Annotated in this window: 19 protein-coding genes; 1 reads left to right on the plus strand and 18 read right to left on the minus strand. The window is 33.0% G+C overall.

Annotated elements, in window-relative coordinates; genetic code table 11:
- The 17 genes from ACJROP_RS05350 to rfbD all read right to left on the minus strand — a co-directional run.
- A partial coding sequence (locus ACJROP_RS05350; protein ID WP_406534457.1) for a 4Fe-4S binding protein occupies positions 1-1,583 on the minus strand: 1,583 nt, incomplete at its 3' end.
- Positions 1,584-1,884: 301 nt separating this feature from the next.
- The gene (locus ACJROP_RS05355) at positions 1,885-2,790 is read right to left on the minus strand and encodes an AEC family transporter (protein WP_406534458.1); all 906 of its coding nucleotides are present in this window, start codon (positions 2,788-2,790) and stop codon (positions 1,885-1,887) included.
- A 55-nt stretch (positions 2,791-2,845) separates the two neighbouring features.
- The gene (gene radA / locus ACJROP_RS05360) at positions 2,846-3,781 is read right to left on the minus strand and encodes a DNA repair and recombination protein RadA (protein WP_406534459.1); all 936 of its coding nucleotides are present in this window, start codon (positions 3,779-3,781) and stop codon (positions 2,846-2,848) included.
- Positions 3,782-3,799: 18 nt separating this feature from the next.
- Positions 3,800-6,505 carry an OB-fold nucleic acid binding domain-containing protein gene (locus ACJROP_RS05365; protein WP_406534460.1) on the minus strand — a complete coding sequence of 902 codons (2,706 nt, stop codon included), beginning with the start codon at positions 6,503-6,505 and terminating at the stop codon, positions 3,800-3,802.
- Positions 6,506-6,659: 154 nt separating this feature from the next.
- Positions 6,660-8,063 (minus strand): undecaprenyl-phosphate glucose phosphotransferase, encoded by a 1,404-nt coding sequence (locus ACJROP_RS05370; protein ID WP_406534461.1) that lies wholly within the window; start codon positions 8,061-8,063, stop codon positions 6,660-6,662.
- Between the two features lie 53 nt (positions 8,064-8,116).
- Positions 8,117-8,974, minus strand: a complete 858-nt coding sequence (locus ACJROP_RS05375) for a glycosyltransferase family 2 protein (RefSeq protein ID WP_406534462.1) — start codon at positions 8,972-8,974, stop codon at positions 8,117-8,119.
- Between the two features lie 12 nt (positions 8,975-8,986).
- Entirely contained in the window at positions 8,987-9,946 is a 960-nt protein-coding gene (locus ACJROP_RS05380; RefSeq protein WP_406534463.1) for a glycosyltransferase family 2 protein, read from the minus strand.
- A gap of 1 nt (position 9,947) precedes the next feature.
- A complete protein-coding gene (locus tag ACJROP_RS05385; protein WP_406534464.1) occupies positions 9,948-10,907 on the minus strand; it encodes a glycosyltransferase family 2 protein in 960 nt (319 codons plus the stop codon).
- Position 10,908: 1 nt separating this feature from the next.
- A complete protein-coding gene (locus ACJROP_RS05390; protein WP_406534465.1) occupies positions 10,909-11,997 on the minus strand; it encodes a CDP-glycerol glycerophosphotransferase family protein in 1,089 nt (362 codons plus the stop codon).
- Positions 11,998-12,004: 7 nt separating this feature from the next.
- The gene (locus ACJROP_RS05395) at positions 12,005-12,283 is read right to left on the minus strand and encodes a hypothetical protein (protein ID WP_406534466.1); all 279 of its coding nucleotides are present in this window, start codon (positions 12,281-12,283) and stop codon (positions 12,005-12,007) included.
- A 1-nt stretch (position 12,284) separates the two neighbouring features.
- Positions 12,285-12,551: a hypothetical protein gene (locus ACJROP_RS05400; RefSeq protein WP_406534467.1), complete on the minus strand. Its 267-nt coding sequence runs from the start codon at positions 12,549-12,551 to the stop codon at positions 12,285-12,287.
- 233 nt (positions 12,552-12,784) lie between these two features.
- Entirely contained in the window at positions 12,785-13,792 is a 1,008-nt protein-coding gene (rfbB, locus tag ACJROP_RS05405) for a dTDP-glucose 4,6-dehydratase (protein WP_406534468.1), read from the minus strand.
- Between the two features lie 5 nt (positions 13,793-13,797).
- Positions 13,798-14,358, minus strand: coding sequence for a dTDP-4-dehydrorhamnose 3,5-epimerase (gene rfbC, locus ACJROP_RS05410; protein WP_406534469.1), 561 nt, complete (start codon positions 14,356-14,358; stop codon positions 13,798-13,800).
- 4 nt (positions 14,359-14,362) lie between these two features.
- Entirely contained in the window at positions 14,363-15,229 is an 867-nt protein-coding gene (rfbA, locus tag ACJROP_RS05415) for a glucose-1-phosphate thymidylyltransferase RfbA (protein ID WP_406534470.1), read from the minus strand.
- Between the two features lie 34 nt (positions 15,230-15,263).
- On the minus strand, positions 15,264-15,494 hold the full coding sequence (locus ACJROP_RS05420) for a barstar family protein (protein ID WP_406534471.1): 231 nt from the start codon (positions 15,492-15,494) through the stop codon (positions 15,264-15,266).
- 1 nt (position 15,495) lies between these two features.
- Entirely contained in the window at positions 15,496-15,948 is a 453-nt protein-coding gene (locus ACJROP_RS05425; RefSeq protein ID WP_406534472.1) for a ribonuclease domain-containing protein, read from the minus strand.
- Entirely contained in the window at positions 15,945-16,784 is an 840-nt protein-coding gene (gene rfbD, locus ACJROP_RS05430; RefSeq protein ID WP_406534473.1) for a dTDP-4-dehydrorhamnose reductase, read from the minus strand. Before rfbD ends, ACJROP_RS05425 begins: the two co-directional genes overlap by 4 nt.
- Before the next feature lie 73 nt (positions 16,785-16,857).
- Between rfbD and ACJROP_RS05435 the strand changes: the two genes are divergently transcribed.
- Complete coding sequence (locus tag ACJROP_RS05435) at positions 16,858-18,096, plus strand: nucleotide sugar dehydrogenase (RefSeq protein ID WP_406534474.1); 1,239 nt, start codon at positions 16,858-16,860, stop codon at positions 18,094-18,096.
- Here the strand turns inward: ACJROP_RS05435 and ACJROP_RS05440 are convergent.
- Entirely contained in the window at positions 18,093-19,298 is a 1,206-nt protein-coding gene (locus ACJROP_RS05440; RefSeq protein WP_406534475.1) for a DUF2264 domain-containing protein, read from the minus strand. The two genes, ACJROP_RS05435 and ACJROP_RS05440, sit on opposite strands and share 4 nt — an antisense overlap.
- Positions 19,299-19,382 lie beyond the last annotated feature (84 nt).

A 19,382-nucleotide genomic window follows, 5' to 3' on the forward strand; every position in this document is an offset into this window, starting at 1 on the left:
GGGTGAGCTTCCATGTAGAATCCGTCTGCAGATCTGGAAAGACCTAAGGTTTGTCTGAGTTCGTCAGATCCTGCAGAGTGTTCGAGACCAACACTTAATACAACTAAGTCGTAAGTGTATTCGGTTACTTTACCGAGTAAAGTATCTTCTGCTCTGATAGTTAAAGTTAAATCGTCGTTTTCGAAGATTTGTGCAGGTTTACCTCTGATAAATTCAATACCGTATTTTTCTTGAGATGTTTTGTAGAACTCTTCGTATCCTTTACCGAATGAACGGATATCCATGTAGTAACAGGTTACTTCGGTATCAGGTTCGTGGTCAATACATAATTGAGCGTTTTTCATTGAGTACATACAACATACTCTGGAACAGTATGGTTTACCGATTTGTTCATCCCTTGAACCGACACAGTGGATGAATGCTACACGTTTAGGTTCGATACCATCGGAAGGTTTGATTACGTGTCCACCAGTAGGACCTGATGCGTTAATCATCCTTTCAATTTCCATAGCTGTAATTACGTTGGAGAAACGTCCGTATCCGTATTGGTAAATTCCGGATGGGTCGAATGGGTCGTAACCGATTGCAGCTACAATAGTACCTACTTCTAATTCGATTTCTTCAGGTTCTTGGTTGTGGTCGATAGCATTTGGTCCACATGCTTGTACACATAAGTTACATTCGATACAGTAGTCTTTATCGATAGTTGCACATAATGGTACAGCTTGAGGGAATGGGATGAATGCTGCTTTTACCATACCTACACCTTCGTCGTAGTAGTTAGGTATTTCGATAGGACAAGCTTCTTGACAAGATCCACATCCAGTACATAAAGATTCGTCAACATATCTAGGTTTTTTCTCAACTTTTACAGTGAAGTTTCCGATGAATCCGTCAACTTCTTTAACTTCTGCGTAGGAAATCAATTCGATGTTTTCGTGTTTTGCACAGTCTACCATTTTAGGTGCTAAGATACACATTGAACAGTCGAGAGTAGGGAAAGTTTTATCCAATTGTCCCATTCTTCCACCGATAGTTGGGTTTCTTTCTACAACGTAGGTTTTGAATCCCATATCAGCTAAGTCTAAGGAAGTTTGAATACCAGCTACTCCACCACCGATAACTAATGCTTTGTTATCTACTGCTACTTTGGTAGCTTCTAATGGTTCAAGTAATCTTGCTTTTGCAACAGCCATACGTGTTAAATCTTTAGCTTTTGCGGTTGCTTCTTCAGGTAACTCCATGTGCACCCAGGAGTCTTGTTCCCTTAAGTTAGCAAATTCAAATAAGAATTTGTTTAATCCAGCTTCTTCTACACATCTACGGAAAGTAGGTTCGTGAAGACGAGGGGAACATGCTGCTACAACAATTCTGTTTAAGTTCTTTTCTTTAATGTCCTCTTGGATCATAGCTTGACCCGGGTCGGAACACATGTATTTATAGTCTGTTGCGTATACAACATTAGGTAATGATTTTGCGTATTCTGCAACGTCAGGACAGTCTACTACACCACCAATGTTTACACCACAGTGACAGACATAAACACCTATTCTTATTTCTTCGTTATTTATTTCTTCTGCCATATAATTCACCTTGTACAAGTCGTGAAAAATATCTAATATATATGAAAAATTGCAATTTTTGAAAAACAGATATAAAAATTTTTACATAGTATTAGATATACTTATGTAGTAGAAACAGACTTATAAAGCTTTCTATAAAAAACTTAGAGTAACACTTATATATGATGAAATAAAATCGGCTAAAAACCAATATAAAATATTAATAAATAGTTGATTTGTAATATCAGACATAAAAAAAGGCGAATATTTATTATTTTTAGAAATAAAAAATTTAGGTCATGTAAAATTTTTTATTTTTTTACTATAATAACATGATAATTAGGGGTAGTGTAATCAAAGAGGTTACAGTATTGATGAGTATGCAATCAGATGTCAATTCATGATTCAAATTATATGTTATTGCAAGCAACAATGACATCATCCCAGAAGGCATTGCAGCTTCGACAATGGAAACCTTGTATTGGAGATCAACCAAACCAATAGAAGATGCAATTAAAAATGCAACGGCTGGGAAAAATGCCAATTTCATAATTGATGTGAATGCAATCATTGATCTGCTTCGTGAAATTCCATCAAAATTAATGGACAATCCCAATACAATCATGATTAATGGAATAGTTCCTTGGCCCAAATATTCAATAGTGTTTTCCAAAACAGGCCCGATTGGAATACTGAAAAAATTTATGCCCAAACCTAAAATTATTGCCCACAAAGACGGGAAAAATACGATTTTTTTTAAAGCGGTTTTTGCATCCCCACCAAATTTCAAAACCAGAACATAAGAGAGCATTAAAAAAATACATAATGTTGCAATATCACTGAAGATTGCTCTTAAGAATCCTTCCTGACCATAAATACCTAAAGTCACAGGATAACCCATAAATCCTGTATTGGCAATCATTATTGTTACTAACACACTCCACAATGTAACATCATCAAGGCCTAACTTCTTTAAAATGAAATAAGAGATAATTCCTGTGATTGCAGAGGAAGATATAATAACTAATGGTAAAACACCTAATTTTGGAAGTAAGGCTAAATCAGCAGTTGAAATTGCAGAAAATATCATGCAGGGCAATAAAGCATACATTACTAATTTATTTAATGGATCAATGGCATCCTCACTTAAAAAATCAATTCTTTTAAGGAAATAGCCCAAACCAATCATTAAAATAATTGATAAAATAGTAACTGCAATTGCATTCATATTATTAGTTTAAAATAAAATTATATAAAATTAATTAAAAAAAAGAAAATTAAAATTAACTAACGATACCTTCGCTAGTAATTTTAAATACACATTCACCTTCAGGCAAATGAGGAGAATCCACTAAACGTGCAATCCTTTTTCCGGCCAATCCTTTTTTAAGCCAAATTCTATAAGTGGAAGCATGCCCTAAGACGTGTCCTCCAATAGCTTTTGTTGGACTTCCGAAGAATGAATCCGGTTTAGCTTGAACTTGATTAGTAATAAACACTGCCACATTGTAAGTATTTGCAATTTGTTGTAGTGAATGTAAATGTTGATTTAATTTTTGTTGTCTGACTGCAAGAGATTCCCTTCCAACATATTCGGCTCTGAAGTGAGCCATTAATGAATCAACAATGACTAATCTAATATTTTTACCGCTTTGGATAAGTTCATTTATCTTATCAACCATTAACATTTGGTGAGAAGAGTTGAATGCACGTGCAACATGAATTCTTTGCAATACATCATTAATATCCAATTCAAAGCCGTTTGCAATTTGTTCGATTCTTTCTGGACGGAAAGTGTTTTCAGTATCAATAAATACACATTCCCCATCAAGACCACCAAGTTCTTTAGGTAACTGAACAGTAACTGCTAATTCATGAGAAATTTGACTTTTACCAGATCCAAATTCGCCGAATACTTCAGTGATTGATTGAGTTTCAATTCCACCACCAATTAAATCATTGAATTCTTGGCTACCTACAGTAATGTGACCAACATCTTTTCTTCTTTCAAGTACATCAAATGCAGTTTCAAAATCAATGTTTTCAGATCTACGAGCTGCTTCAATAACTTTTTCAGCAACACCTTCACCGATTTCTGCTTTTACTGACAATTCTTTAGGAGTAGCTGTCGCTAATCTCATCATGTCTGCAAAACCTGCATCTTTTAATTTTTCTGCTGTTTTTTCACCAACACCAGGTAAATCTGCTAATTCTACCATAATAATCATTCCTTTAATCTATTTAATAATATTTGATAATATTTTCTTAGGACTTAACCTGTATTCTTCTCCATATTCATCGAAACGAACATTAGCTACAATTTCAATAGTTTGACCGTTTAATTCTTCAATTCTATCTTCAAAACCTAAATTATCTCCTAAAACACTAACAACCTCATCTGTTTTCAAGCCGGTTAATTCTTCAGCTAAATTGCCGAAGAAAGTAACTTGTACCTCACCAGTATCATCTTCAATTCTTGTTGGAATCATAAGTACATATTTTGGCTCTTCAAATTCAAAACTACAATAATCACAAACATTTTCTACTTCAGTACTTTCTACATTGGCATTACAGTTAGGGCATTTTTGAAGCAATATTTTATCGGTTCTTACTTCAGTAATTTTTCCTGTGACACAGACGTTAGTATCATCTTCTGTTAAAGCTTCAATAGGTTTGTGTACAAAAATTGCTTCCATTAATTCATCATGAGATGGTAATTTCTCTAATTCTGCATCACTTGGTTCTAAAATAGAAGTAGATCCAGAAACATTTGCATCTATACGATTAGTCCTATCATTATATCTAAAACGAGGGTTTTGTAATTTAATCGCTTGACCTATTTCAAATTCTCTTTTTGTATCATCATTCCAAAGTACAACAATGATAGAACCTGAATCATCAGCAATCTCTATATTCTTAACAACACCTTCGCCGTTTTCACTTTCAAAACTGCGAATATCGTATATTTCAATGACTCTGCCTATGATAATTTTATCCTTTTCATCCTCATCAGCATCACTTATGTCAATGTAATCATAAAGAGCTTTTTCTAATGTTTCTAATTTAGGAATAAACATTGAAGATGCTTCTTCTTCAGATAATCTGATAATTCTAGAGCCTCCACCAATGTTCAAGTCAACATTTTCCAAACCCATTCTGGTTCTAGCATTTTCAATTCTGTATGCCTCACCAACTTCATAAGCACCTTCCGCTTTTTCATTCCATAGGGACAATCTTACTTTACCTGATTCATCAGCAAACATTGCAGAACGAACCTTACCGATTTCATCATCATCTCTTTCAAATTCATGAATATCTTCAATTGATAAAATTCTACCGACAACGTCGATTTCTACACCCTCATCATCCATAAACTGTACTTCACCAATTGGAATAGGGTGTAAGTCAGCTCTTAACTCATTGAATGCCTCATATTCTTCAGGTGACAAATTATTTGGATTAATGGTAATTTGAGTGTTGAAATTGGTGTTCATTGAGTATTGACTTTGAGTGTATTGGTCATATCTAACATCTCCACCAATGATTTTAATGATATCCCCTTTACTTATAGGTAAAGCTGTATCATCACCCCAAACAGTTACTCTAATTTCACCTGTTACATCTCTAACATCAAAGTTTCTCAATCTTCCTTCAGTATCATCAGTTTTTCTTGTAAATAGTTTAATATCTTGAAGTCTTGAAACAATACCTTTGATCGCTACATCTTTTTGCTCTCTTAAATCTGCAATTGGGCTAAATTCCTGTTCAATTTCAGGAACATCAAAATCCCCTTTAATTATTCTTCCATCCCAATGGGTTAAGGTAATTTCCATATTACCATCCCTGTCTGGTCTTTCACGAGCTTGAGCTTGAAGTATTTTTACTGTATCTCCATCTTCAAGTTGTAAACTTTCAATAAGATTTACATTATTATTCCATAAGGTGTAAGATATTTTACCTGAAAGGTCTTGTAATTCAAGAGAAGCCACTTTTCCTTCTTTTCCATTCTTTTCATAGCTTCTGATTGTTGGTATCCTAACAATTCTTGCAATAATATTAACCTTGGTATCCGGTTTAATATCAGCGATATTTGTAATGTCTTCTTCATATGCAGGGTATTTTGAAGGGTCTTCATCTAAATGAACAACACTTGACCTTGGTCTTAAATTAGCTTCAAGGCCGGAATAACCTTCTTTAATGTCTACTTCTTTAATTTGAATAATATCTCCTTCATTAACATTTTTAAGAAGTTTAATATTAGGAGTCCAAAATACGGTTCTCATTGTTCCGGTATTGTCCTGCAATTCAACATTGCAGACTTTACCTTCCCCACCTTTACGTGTTTTAAATGATCTTGGATTTGAAATAGATATTACTCTACCAGAAATGACTTGACCATTTGCACCTTTTTCAAGGTCACTGATGGTTTTATCAGAGTAAACCGGATTATCAGAAATAGAGTCAGGTTCTTCAGTTACAAATTCACCGACAACCTGCTTAGCATAGAGTGTATCATCAATTTGAAATCCGGTTAAAGGGTCATTATCTTTATACTCTTTCATTTTTGCCAAAAAGTCTTCTTCTGAAATTTCATCTTTTACTTGAACATATATCTCCTTGATTTCATCAGTCATGACGAAACCTGAAGATTCTTCTGAGACTTCTTCTGCAGAATCTTCTAAATCAGATGAATCGTTTTCCTGATTTTCATTTTCTTCATCGAGTGAAATTTCGAAAGGTACTTCTTCAGCGGATTCTTCTTTTTGAGAAATTACTTCATTAGTTTCAATTCCATAATTTTTTAAGACTTCACGTGCACAATCTACATCATCTATAAAGTCTAAGCCAAAGCTTTCGCGAACTTCAGCCATTTCAGCTTGGAATTGCTCTTGTGAAATTTGATCTTTAATTTTTTCGTATAATTCTAAAATTTTTTCTTGCATACCAAACCCCTCATAGAAAGTTAATTATTATTTTATAATTAGAATGTATATAAAGTATTAGAGAGAGCATTTGAAAAGTAATCTATATTACTCTTAATAAAAAATTTAATATAAAAATTACTAAAGTGCGACTTTATGAAAATGTGTAAAAACGCTAATATGCATTTGGATTTTTCTTCAATGCAGTTTTAATCATGATAGCTAAGTCCAAACCCATATGCCAGTTTTCTACGTACTCAATATCATATTCTATACGTTTTGTAATAGAAGTATCACCACGGCACCCATGAATTTGAGCCCAACCTGTTAAACCAGGCTTTACTTGATGCTTAACCATATATTTAGGAACGGTTTCCTTAAATTGTTCAACAAAATAAGGTCTTTCAGGTCTTGGACCTACAACACTCATGTTTCCTTTTAAAACATTAAAAAATTGAGGTAACTCATCTATACTAGTTTTTCTAATAAATTGTCCGACTTTGGTTTTTCTTGGGTCGTCTCTTGTAGTCCATTCTGATTTTTCCTCATTAGGATCTTGAACTTTCATACTACGAAACTTATACATCATGAATGGCTTAGAATGATAACCAATCCTTTCCTGTTTAAATATAATTGGGCCTGGAGAAGTTAATTTAATCGCTATTGCAGTTAAAATCATTATAGGGGATGTAATAATAATTGCTATTATGGCAAATATGTAATCCGATAGATATTTCATGAACTTATTAAAGTCATCATCCAAAGGCACATAACGAATATTAATGATTGGAATGTCTTCAATCATGTCCACTGATGGCTGAGCTGGGAAATATCTAATGTAATCCGGAATGATTTCTGCTTTAATTCCGACACGTTCGCAGCTTTCCACAAGCTCATCGATTTTATAATAATACTTTAAAGGAATAGCCAAAACCACCCGGTCAAACATGTTTTGATCCAAGATTTTATCGATGTCCTTGAATGCGCCAATTACCCTGCTTCCTTCAATTTCACGACCTATATGTTCTGATCTTCCTAAAAAACCGCTTACGACAAAACCCAAATATGGGTTTTCCCTGATTCTGCGGGCGAAAGTGAAGGCCAAATCATTATCTCCGACGATTAGAATATGCTTAATATTTTTATTGTTTACTCGAATCCTTTTTAAAATGCTTCTAATAATAAATCTTTCAATGATTCCAAAGAATGTGGCAATGATGGCTAATAAAAACAGCATTATCCTTGAAAAATCAGGCTGATTTATTATAAATAATATAGAAACAAGAGTGATAAACGCTAAAATATTTACTTTAATAATTTGTGTAGCTTCTGAAAAAATATTTTTATAGGTTCTGCGTGGCTTATAAAGGCCAAAAGCAAAGTATAAAATTAAATAAACAGGCACAACTGCAAAAGTAAAGAATAAGATATAACTTATAGAGCCTAAATGCCCTCCAATTGGACCAAACAAGGTAGTTTTAAATCTTAACCATAAGGAACATAAAAGAGAGATACCTATGACTATTACATCAAGTACAATTAATGACAAGTTTAATAATCTTTGATTCTCCTTTATCATAATAACTACCTAAAAAACTAGTTCCACTAAGTTATATTTGTTTAATAATATATTTAATCTTTCTTTTTAAACAAATTTAAAAACAGCTTCAAAATGCATAAGAGGGCAATTCCAAAATAAACAACAAAATTGACAATGAATGAATTTTCATTTGCATGATGTTTATTATAATAAATATACATGGCTCGATAATACTCATAAATTAACTTAGATTTTTGTTTTTTACTGCTTGCACCTTTTAAATGTGTTATTTTGGATTCACCATAATAAATTATCTTCCATCCGCCATTTTTAATTCTATAACATAAGTCAATGTCTTCACCATACATGAAAAATGTCTCATCCAAAAGGCCGACTTGGTTTAGTGCATCGGTCCGCATGAACATGAACGCACCGGTAAGGCAATCTATTTCATAGATTTCCCCATCTGGCAAATTAACCAAATTATAGTCATTATCCTTGCTATTGGTTGGAATGTGAAACAGCCTGAAAAATGAGTTTTTAACATTCGGAAAACTTCTCTTACATGCCTTGTCAAGTTCCCCGTTTTCTAAAAGAACCCTGCAGCCACATGCCCCCACGTCAGTATGTTTTTCCATGTAATTATAAATGTTTTCCAAAGTACCTTCCCAAACAATAGTGTCGGAATTCAAAAGAAGAATATATTTTCCATTTGCCATCCTTAATGCCTGATTGTTGCCAGCTGAAAAACCATTGTTTTCAGCTGAAGCAATGAATTTTACCTTATCATTAAAATATTCCTGTAACTTAGCTAGGCTATCATCACGGGATGCATTATCCACTACCAAAATCTCATAACTGAATGGATATTCATATTCAAAAATAGAATTAATAGTATTTTTTGTCAATTCAAACGTTTGATAATTTACAATTACAATCGAAAGGTCCATAAAACTCACTAGCTATTTTTTTAGAAATTTAATTGTATTAATAATTAATCTGTATTCCATTTTAAAATAATTTATCATATTTTTAGATTCGAATTTAACTTTACCAATTTTATTTCTAGTTGCTAAACCTTCACGAATACCCGCCAAATAAGTTGAACCAAAACCTTTTTTTAAAAAGAATAGATATTTAATTAAAAAACCGAAAAACAAGAAAATAAAATTGACAATCTTTAAAGGAACTGGAAAGTTTTTATAAACAACCCAAACATTATTTCTGGCAGCCAATCTAACTTTAAACTCGTTATATCTGCTTCCTGATGTTGCACTTCCAATATGATAAACGATTGCATCCGGACATAACAAATTTCTATAACCGTTGATTCTTGATCTGATTGCCAAATCTACATCTTCCATATAAGCAAAAAAATTGTCATCGAATAGCCCAATTTCCTCTAAAACTGATTTTTTATACATCGCTGCTCCGGCGCAACTTGAAAAAATATCTTTAACTTTTTTATATTCGCTTGAATGGTGATTTTCGCCTGTTTTTTTAGTCCAGGCAAGCAAGTTATATTCATCCCCAACATCATCAATCAATTCCTTATTGTCATATTGAAGCATTTTGGCTTGAACTGAAAAAATATCCTCGCCGGATGAAATCAAGTCTATTAATGCCTTGATTGAACCTTTTTTGATTTCAGTGTCATTGTTTATTGAAAATATTAACTCGTTTTTAGCCTTTAAGATTCCCTGATTAACAGCTGGTGCAAAACCTAAGTTCTCTTTATTTTCAATTAAAACCAATGGAAAATTGAATGCATTATTTTTAAGATAATCCAGACTAGCATCGCTGGATCCGTTATCGATGATAATAACTTCTCCAATGTATTCACTGTCATTGTTTAGAGATTCAAGGAAAGTTTTTAGAAATCTTTCCCCATTATAATTTGGCGTAACAACAGAAACTTCCATGTTAATCAATCGAATTTTTAAATTTTTTCCATGTTTTATAATAGATTTTTGGATTTAATAAAAATGATTTTATCTTAAACTTAAATTTAGAGTCCCCTTCATATTTTGACAATTTTGTAAATAAGTCCAATTCTTTCATTTTAGATATAACTTCCTCAAAATCATAGTCGTTGTAGAAAAAGTAATTCATATTCCCGAAAATTGCCTTTGGAATTCTAGATGTTATTATCAAATCAGCCAGATCACCTTTACCTTGCTTTTCATAAAAGCCGGCAAGATTCTCAAAAATCTCCACTACTTCAAAGCGCCTATATTCTGATGTTTTAATGGCTGATTCCTCATGTTGGATATAATAATATGTAACCTCATTGCTGATAGCTACTTCTTTACCGAAGCTTAATGCCTTAAGAGCAAATTCTATGTCTTCACCATAAATATAATCGGGATTAAATCTGATGTTGTTATCGTTGATTATTCTTGCCCTATACATTAATTGCCAGAAATTAAAAGGATTTTCCATGTTTAATTCCATTTTAATAAAATCATTGCATGAAATTAATCTTTTTGAGATAAAATTTGGTGTGGATAAATGTTCTCCCTCTTTTTTAACAAATTGAATTAAGCTAAAATCAGTTTCACCATTATACAACTCTGATAAATGATTTCCAGTAATATAATCATCAGAATCAACAAAAACCAAATATTCCCCTTGTGATTCTTCAATTCCACGATTTCTAGCATTGCTTACACCAGAATTTTCTTGATGAATAACTTTATATGAAATTGTTGACTTGGATAATTTTTTCTCAATAATTTCTAAACTGTTATCTGTTGAACCATCATCAACTACTATGACTTCAAAACTATTGAAATCCTGATTAAGTATTGAGTCGAGTGTGCTGCCTATATATTCTGCACTATTATAAACTGGAACTATTATGCTAACTTTAATATTATCCATTTTACCTACCTTCATTTAAAAGAAAATCAACTATCCTCTCAGATGATTTGCCGTCTATCACATCAAATTGTGTCTCAACAAAAGTGGATATTATATTTTTATCAATGTCATTATTCTTAATTATATCAATCAGCTCATCAGTGCTATAAACAATTGGTCCTGGAACAGTACTCTTAAAATCATAATAGAAACCACGTTCACTAGCCAGATAGCTATCTAAATCATATGCGAAAAATATAATTGGCTTATCCAAAACACAATATTCAATCATTATTGAAGAATAATCAGTTATTAGCATGTCACTAATCAGCATTAATTCCTGTTCGCTTTCAAAATCACTGACATCAATATACTGGCTTTTAGATGAAATATCATTTTTATAAAAATCCTTAATCTTTGGATGGAGTCTTAAAGCCAAAACATAATCGCTACCCAATACTTCATTGAACTTTTCCAAATCCAGGAAATTAAAAACATTATTGTATTTCTCTTCATCCCTAAAAGTTGGAGCATAAAGGATAATCTTTTTATCCTGAGAAACATTGTGCCTCTCGCAAAAATCCGCTTTCAATTTGTTTAAATCGTGATTTTCAAAGTAATAGTCCATACGAGGAAGGCCTAATGATTTAATCTTACTTTTTGATATTTGAAATGCCTCGGCATAATAATCTTCAATATTTTTTGATGTGACTATTAAATAATCAGTATTTTCAGAAATCCTTTTAAGGATATCTCTGCTTCCAACATCAACAGATCCCCCAAACTTCTTTGAAGCTCCTGGCGCATGCCATAATTGGACAATGGTGTTATCCGGACTGAATTTCATGAAAGCAATTGGGAAAAAGTTGTCATTTAAAAATATATATCTGGAACCGGCTAATTTCTTAAAACTGTTTAAGGAAAGTTTATCCTTATAAAAAAAATTGAATTCGAAGCCACCTCTTTTTTCAAATTCCTTTTTGATATAATCCAAATTACCTTTGAAAGATTCTCTCGAATCGATTATAAAAGAAATTCTATTCTCTTCAACTTGCGTATGATTAAATAGGTTAAATAAAAATCCATACACTTTGTGTTTTAAATATGACATAAATAATCTAGAAAAATGCTAACATTCCTGGAATAGCCCCTAACATTGCTTGAATACCTAAAACGAAAATTGCAAAACCGCCGACGAAGTTAATGTATCTTGCATATTTCATTGCGGCTTTTGTGGCAAATGTTCCTATTAATAACCAGCATACGACAGCACATAAACTTAAAAAAGCAAGAACTATAGGATTTACACCAGCAGCAACACCTTGAGAAGCTAAAATTAAGTTTTCAATGTTTCCAAAAACAATTAAAGCAAGAAATTGTCTTAATTCACCAGCCAATCTAGACACCCCTTACTGATTGGACCATAGCTTGAAGACCTAAAACAAAAATTGCTAAACCGCCGATGAATTCAATAAAAGAGGCATATTGTATGAACATTTGAGTTGCAAAAGTTCCCAACATTAACCAAAAGATAACAACACAAATACTTGCAATTCCTAATTTTAGAGGATTTACACCAGCTACCACTCCTTGTGAAGATAGCACTAAATTTTCAATATTACCAAAAACAATTAGTCCAACAAAAGGTAAATATTGCTCCAACATCCAATCACCATTTCCCTATTATGAAAAATAAAATAATTTTATCTTTACACTTTATTCTTATTAAAGAATATAATATATAAAACTATCCAAAAATATTGAAAAAAGCAAGTTTTTAATTTTAATGAAATGATAAGTCAATATTATAAAATTTCTAAAAAAATTATATGAAATGAAAAAAAATTACGAAAAATTTGAATATTATAAAAAAAAGAGGTATATTTCAAGTGTAAAAACTACCTATTCAGATACATCTTTTCATAGTATTGTTGATATTGGCCGCTTTTAACTTGACTGGTCCAATCCTGATTATCTAAGTACCATTGAATTGTTTCTTTAATTCCAACTTCAAAAGTATAGCTAGGAGACCATCCCAAATCATTTTGAATCTTTGTTGAATCGATTGCATAACGTCTGTCATGACCTAATCTATCAGTAACAAATTCAATCAAGGATTCATCCTTATCTAAGGCATTTAATATTAGCTTAACAATTTCAATGTTCTGTTTTTCATTATTTCCGCCAATATTGTACACCTCACCAAGAACTCCTTCATGCATGACCAAATCAATAGCTTGACAGTGGTCATGAACATGCAGCCAGTCCCTAATGTTTTTTCCATCGCCATAAACAGGTAATTTCTTGTCTTCTAAGGCATTTGAAATCATTAACGGAATCAGTTTTTCAGGGAATTGATAAGGGCCATAATTGTTAGAACAACGAGTAATATTTATCGGTAAATCGAAAGTTTGACCATATGCTCGAGTGATTAAATCCCCACCTGCTTTTGAAGCTGAATAGGGACTGTTCGGTTGTAATGGAGTGTTTTCAGTGAAATAACCTTCTTTTCCTAAAGTTCCATAAACCTCATCTGTTGAAATTTGAATGTATTTTTCTACTCCATACTCTTTAGCGGCATTCAATAGGGTCTGTGTTCCGAGAACATTTGATTTTATAAATATTTCAGGATCATCAATGCTTCTGTCAACATGACTTTCGGCGGCGAAATTAATCACATAATCGCATTGCCTTACCAAATCATCGACTACATTTTTATCCCTAATATCTCCTTTAACAAATGAATAATTATCCTTATTTTCGATATCTTTTAAATTTTCAAGGTTTCCGCAGTAAGTTAGGGCATCCAAGTTAATGATTTCATATTCTGAATACTTATTAATCATGTATCTAACAAAATTGCTTCCAATAAAACCTGCTCCGCCCGTAACTAAAATCTTTGTCATGACAATCACTCATATTTAATTTGAGATTCTCTAAAGCTTTTCCATTGTTTGTCTTTATCGGATAAAATAATCTCATCAATATCGTCTAATGGCCAATCAATAGCGATATCCTCATCATCCCATTTGATACCACTTTCATCATCCCCATGGTAAAATTCTGTGCATTTATATACAAATTCTGCTTCATCGGACAACACTAAAAATCCATGAGCAAATTTTGGTGGAACAAACAGCTGCTTTTTATTCTCATCAGATAATATAACCCCAAACCATTTTCCATAGGTAGGTGAATTTGCCCTCAAGTCAACTCCAACATCAAACACTTCACCTTTAATAACGCGAACAAGTTTGCCTTGAGGATAATTGACTTGTAGGTGAAGCCCTCTTAAGACTCCTTTTGATGATTTTGATTGATTATCCTGAACAAAAGTTAAATCGTATCCGGCATCTTTAAAGTCCTTTTCATGAAATGTTTCCATGAAATAGCCTCTGTTATCCTCAAAGACTGTGGGCTCTACAACAAACATTCCTTCGATACCGGTTTCCGTAAATTTGAATTTTCCCATAAGATCACTTTTTAACTAAATTAAATAAATATTGCCCATAATCGGTTTTTTCAAGCTCTTTTGCAGTTTTCAATAATTTTTCATCATCAATGTATCCTTTAAGATAAGCAATTTCTTCAAGACATGCAATGTACAAGCCTTGCCTTTTTTGAATTGTTTCAATGAAGTTTGACGCTTCCAAAAGCCCCTCATGGGTTCCTGTATCAAGCCAAGCCATACCTCTTCCTAAAAGTTCAACCTTAAGTTTCCCACGTTTGAGATACTCCTCATTGATGGATGTTATTTCGACTTCACCCCTTTGGGAAGGCTCAACATTTTTTGCTATTTCAATAACATCATTGTCATAAAAATAAAGGCCAGGCACAATATAGTTTGATTTAGGATTTTCGGGCTTTTCTTCAACTGAAATTACATTCCACTCGTTATCAAACTCAACAACGCCAAAAGCTTCTGGATTATTGGTATAATAACCAAATATTACTGCACCTTCCTCTAAATGAGTTGCCCTTTCAAGAATTTCTGTAAACCTATGTCCATGAAATATATTATCTCCCAAAATCAGTGCAACATTGTCGTCGCCGATGAATTCTTCGCCAACAATGAAAGCTTCTGCAAGGCCGTTTGGATTTTCTTGAACCGCATATGAAAACTTAATTCCTAAACTGGTTCCATCACCTAAAAGATCTTTATACATTGGCAAATCCCTTGGAGTGGAAATAATCAATATCTCTTTAATTCCTGCAAGCATCAGAACAGAAATCGGATAATAAATCATTGGCTTATCATATAAAGGCAATAATTGTTTTGAAACCGCTTTTGTAATGGGATAAAGACGAGTTCCAGAACCACCTGCAAGCACTATACCTTTCATAATATCACTCAATTAAATTATTAGTCTTTAATAATTAATATAATATTTCAAATTTCAAGAAATCGTTTTCACTAGCTGCATCTATGAAAGTATCAATAATATCCTCATCAACTTCTTCACTGTTTATTAATTCGATTTCGCATTCGATTTCACATAAGCAATCATATAATGCATCTAAATTTTTTCCGTAATAATCAGGGAAATTTAATGCCTCCATTAGATAGTCATGCCCATTCTCTTTAATTAAATTACCGTCAAGTTGCATATTATACCTCTGTAAATGTGTTGTAGTGATCATTAGTATAGTAAACTTTAAAATCACCAGTATTATATACTATTCTTTCTGCTCCACGACTAGTTCCGTTTGCATTAATGTCACATTCTATGTATTTAGAATCGCTGTCTGGAAGAATGTGCTGTCTATTGGTAAATTTATCTCCGCCTATGCTTTTTCCAGGGGCGTAATTTTTAAGCGGACCCCCATGCCAGCCAAGGCTTTGCGCTTCTTTTTTGGTTATATAATTGCTTGGAAGCTTATGGAATTCCTTAATGTAAGCGGCAACCTCATCAACTGTACAATATTCACCATCTTCAACTACATCAACATCAACATCATCAGAATCCCCAAAATGCAGAAAATCGAAAAATCCTGCACTTACAGCTCCTATACTTAATATAGCGACGATTAATGCAATCATTAAAAGTATTTTTTTATTCATTTAATCAACTCAATATATTCTTTTATAGCTTCTTTATAGCTTCTAAGCGGTTTAAAACCATTGTCAATCCAATTTTTATTTTCTAAAACCGAATAACTTGGACGTGGTGCGGGCCTTGCAAATTCAGATGCCGTAACTGGAATAACCTCAACATCAACATCTGCAACTTCAAAAATGAATCTTGCAAATTCACACCATGAACAGCTTTCAGAGTTTGTAAGGTGATAAATGCCATAATGCTCCGTTTCAATTAACTGGGAAATCCCATATGCCAAATCAAGAGTGTATGTCGGTGACCCCACCTCATCATAAACAACGGTTATTTCCGAATGGTTTTTTGCGAGTTCCAGCATTGTCCTTGGGAAATTTCTGCCATTGACCCCATATAACCAAGCGGTTCTAACAATGAAATACTTGTCAAGGATTTCTAAAATAGCTTCCTCCCCTTTAAGTTTGCTTTTACCATAAACGTTGATTGGATCAATTTCATCATCTTCAACCCACGGACGGTTATTTTTGCCATTGAACACATAATCTGTACTGACATGAACCAACGGACAGTCAATCTCCTTACATGCAAGAGCCAAATTTCTAACGCCTTCACCGTTTACGCAGTAGGCAATATCCTGATTATCCTCACAGCCGTCAACATCAGTATATGCCGCTGAGTTAACAACAACATCGGGTTTCTTTTCGCGGATTACATCCAATACTTGATTTTTATCCGTAATATCAAGCGTTTTTGAAGTAGTGAGGATTAATTCGTGATTATCTTTTAAAACCTCTTGTAAATCATGACCTAACATTCCATTAGAGCCCGTAATTAAAATTTTCATAATTACCCCTTAAAACTTTTTATATAGTTTAAATATATATTATACTTAATATTTAAAAAAGGAGTTAGTAATCATGAAAGTATGTATTATGGGCCAAGGTTATATCGGGCTTCCAACCGCAGCACTCTTTACAAGAAGCGGCTGCGAAGTAGTTGGTGTGGATATTTCAGAAGAAATTGTAAAGAATTTAAATAAAGGGATAATACACATTGAAGAGCCTGGAATATCTGAAATAATTAAAAAAGCGGTAGAAAATAAGATATACACAGCAAGCCTAACTCCTCAAAAAGCAGATGCATTCATAATAACCGTACCTACCCCTTACATTGCCGAAAACTATAGCTGCGACTTAAGCTATGTAATTACCGCGTGCGAAACAATTCTGCCATATCTTGAAAAGGGAAATACTGTAATAATCGAATCTACAATAGCTCCAATGTCAACCGATGAAACAATAAAACCAATATTTGAAAAAGCCGGTTTTACTATCGGTGAAGACTTATATCTTGCGCATTGTCCTGAAAGGGTTCTTCCAGGTAAGATTATAGAAGAATTGATACATAATGACAGAATTATAGGTGGAATTACACCTGAATGTTCAAAAAAGGCAAGTGAAGTCTATGGCCAGTTTGTTAAAGGGGATTTGATGCTTACAGAGGCAAAAACTGCTGAATTATCAAAGTGCATGGAAAATACATTCAGGGATGTTAACATTGCACTTGCAAATGAGCTTGTAAAAATATGTGCTGAAATTGGTGTTAATGCACTTGACGTTATTGAAATGGCAAATAAACATCCAAGAGTAAACTTACACTCACCAGGTCCTGGAGTTGGAGGCCATTGCCTTGCAATTGATCCTTATTTTATTTATGCAAAAGCTCCCGAAACTGCAAAAATCATTAAACTAGCACGTGATACAAATAAATCCATGCCTGATTTTGTATGTGAATATGTTAAAAAAATTATTAAAAAAGGAAAAATAGCTATCTTAGGCGTTTCATATAAAGGAAATACTGGCGATGATAGAGAAAGCCCTTCATATGAAATTATAGGCAAATTAAGCAGCGATTATGAAATAGCTATCCACGACCCACACATTGACAAACCTAATTTTGTAAGCTTTGATGATGCAATTAAAGATTCAAACTTAATCCTTGTGCTTTGTGACCATGACGAATTCAAGAATTTGGATTATGATTTAATTAAAAAGAGTATGGAAAGTCCAATAATATTTGATACAAAAAATATAATAAAAGAAGTTCCAAAAGAAATTAAACTATTTAATTACGGGAACTTGTATGAATTGAGTTAAAAATTAATAGATTGGTCTTGTTGAATTTGATGCCCATTCCATGCTTTTAGACTACTCCATTCGGCAAACGGCGCTGTCCAGAACACGTCATTAACTCCCAAACCTAACGGCAAGAATATAGCACAACAAGCATAAAGGCTACCAGTATTTACATTACTTTCAGAAATCTCAACTTGTGAACCATTCAATCCAATGATTAACCATCCATCAGTATTGAAATTTTTATTATCATCAAACTGAGCTCTTAAAACTTTTGTAAGGGCAGACCTTACCTGTGCAGGATTAATATTTCTTGGCAATATTTTAAGAAGCGCCGCTTGAGAGAGCAAATGGAAAACACCACAACGATAGGATAAAGATTTTCCGATTAATGGATATGTTCCTTCAGGTGAAATAATCCTTTCAAGTTGAGAAGCTAATCTGGAGGATCTCATTAACTGTACATCCAAAAATTCGCCATCTTGAAGACCATACTTTCTCATTACGGATAGAATATCATTAAGCATAGGATGAATAATCAGGCTATTATAAAATCCTGCTTCAAAGTCTTCACCATCTGAGTAAATAGCATCTCCAATATAAAAATCATCTCTAAATTTACGAACGCCATAAACCAAACGTTGTTTGTCACATTCACCTGTAAATTCCAATAAAGCAGCCTCAATCATAGCAGTATATAACAGCCAATGATTTTCATAAGGAGCTATTATTCTTGTATTTTTCAGTTCACGAATTAATCTAGCTTGAACTTTAATAGGTAAATTAAGCCAAATTTGATTTTTAGCCCTAAGTAATCCTTGAGCAAATAAAGCAACATCAACTAAAGATTGTTTAGGTTCTACAACAAATATATAATCATCACTTTTAGAATTAATAGCATTTGAAATAGCTTTTAAGGTTAAATAAATATATTTTTCACGAACTTTACCTTCCTCAGAAGTATCCGCACCAAGTTCTAACCATGGTGCAATACCATTAAATACGCGCGCAAATGCTTCAAAATAAGAAAATTTTTGGCCTTCTGCACTACTTGACTCATAAGGCATGTTCTTTTTTAGTGAACCTCTTGCCAAATTATTTAAAACTGGGTAAGCTATTTTCTGTAATGTTGAAACCCAATAAATCCTATCTTCCCAAACTGGAGGTTTTTCCTCAACAATGGAGTCTTCTTGTTTTTTATTTCTTCTAAAAAATTTACCCATGAATTATGATTTGTTAAACATATTATATAAATATATTAAAATCAAAATTTTCAAAAATAAAGCAATCATTATATATTTTATAAT

It is taken from the genome of Methanobrevibacter sp. (genome assembly GCF_045220775.1).
Classification (GTDB): domain Archaea; phylum Methanobacteriota; class Methanobacteria; order Methanobacteriales; family Methanobacteriaceae; genus Methanocatella.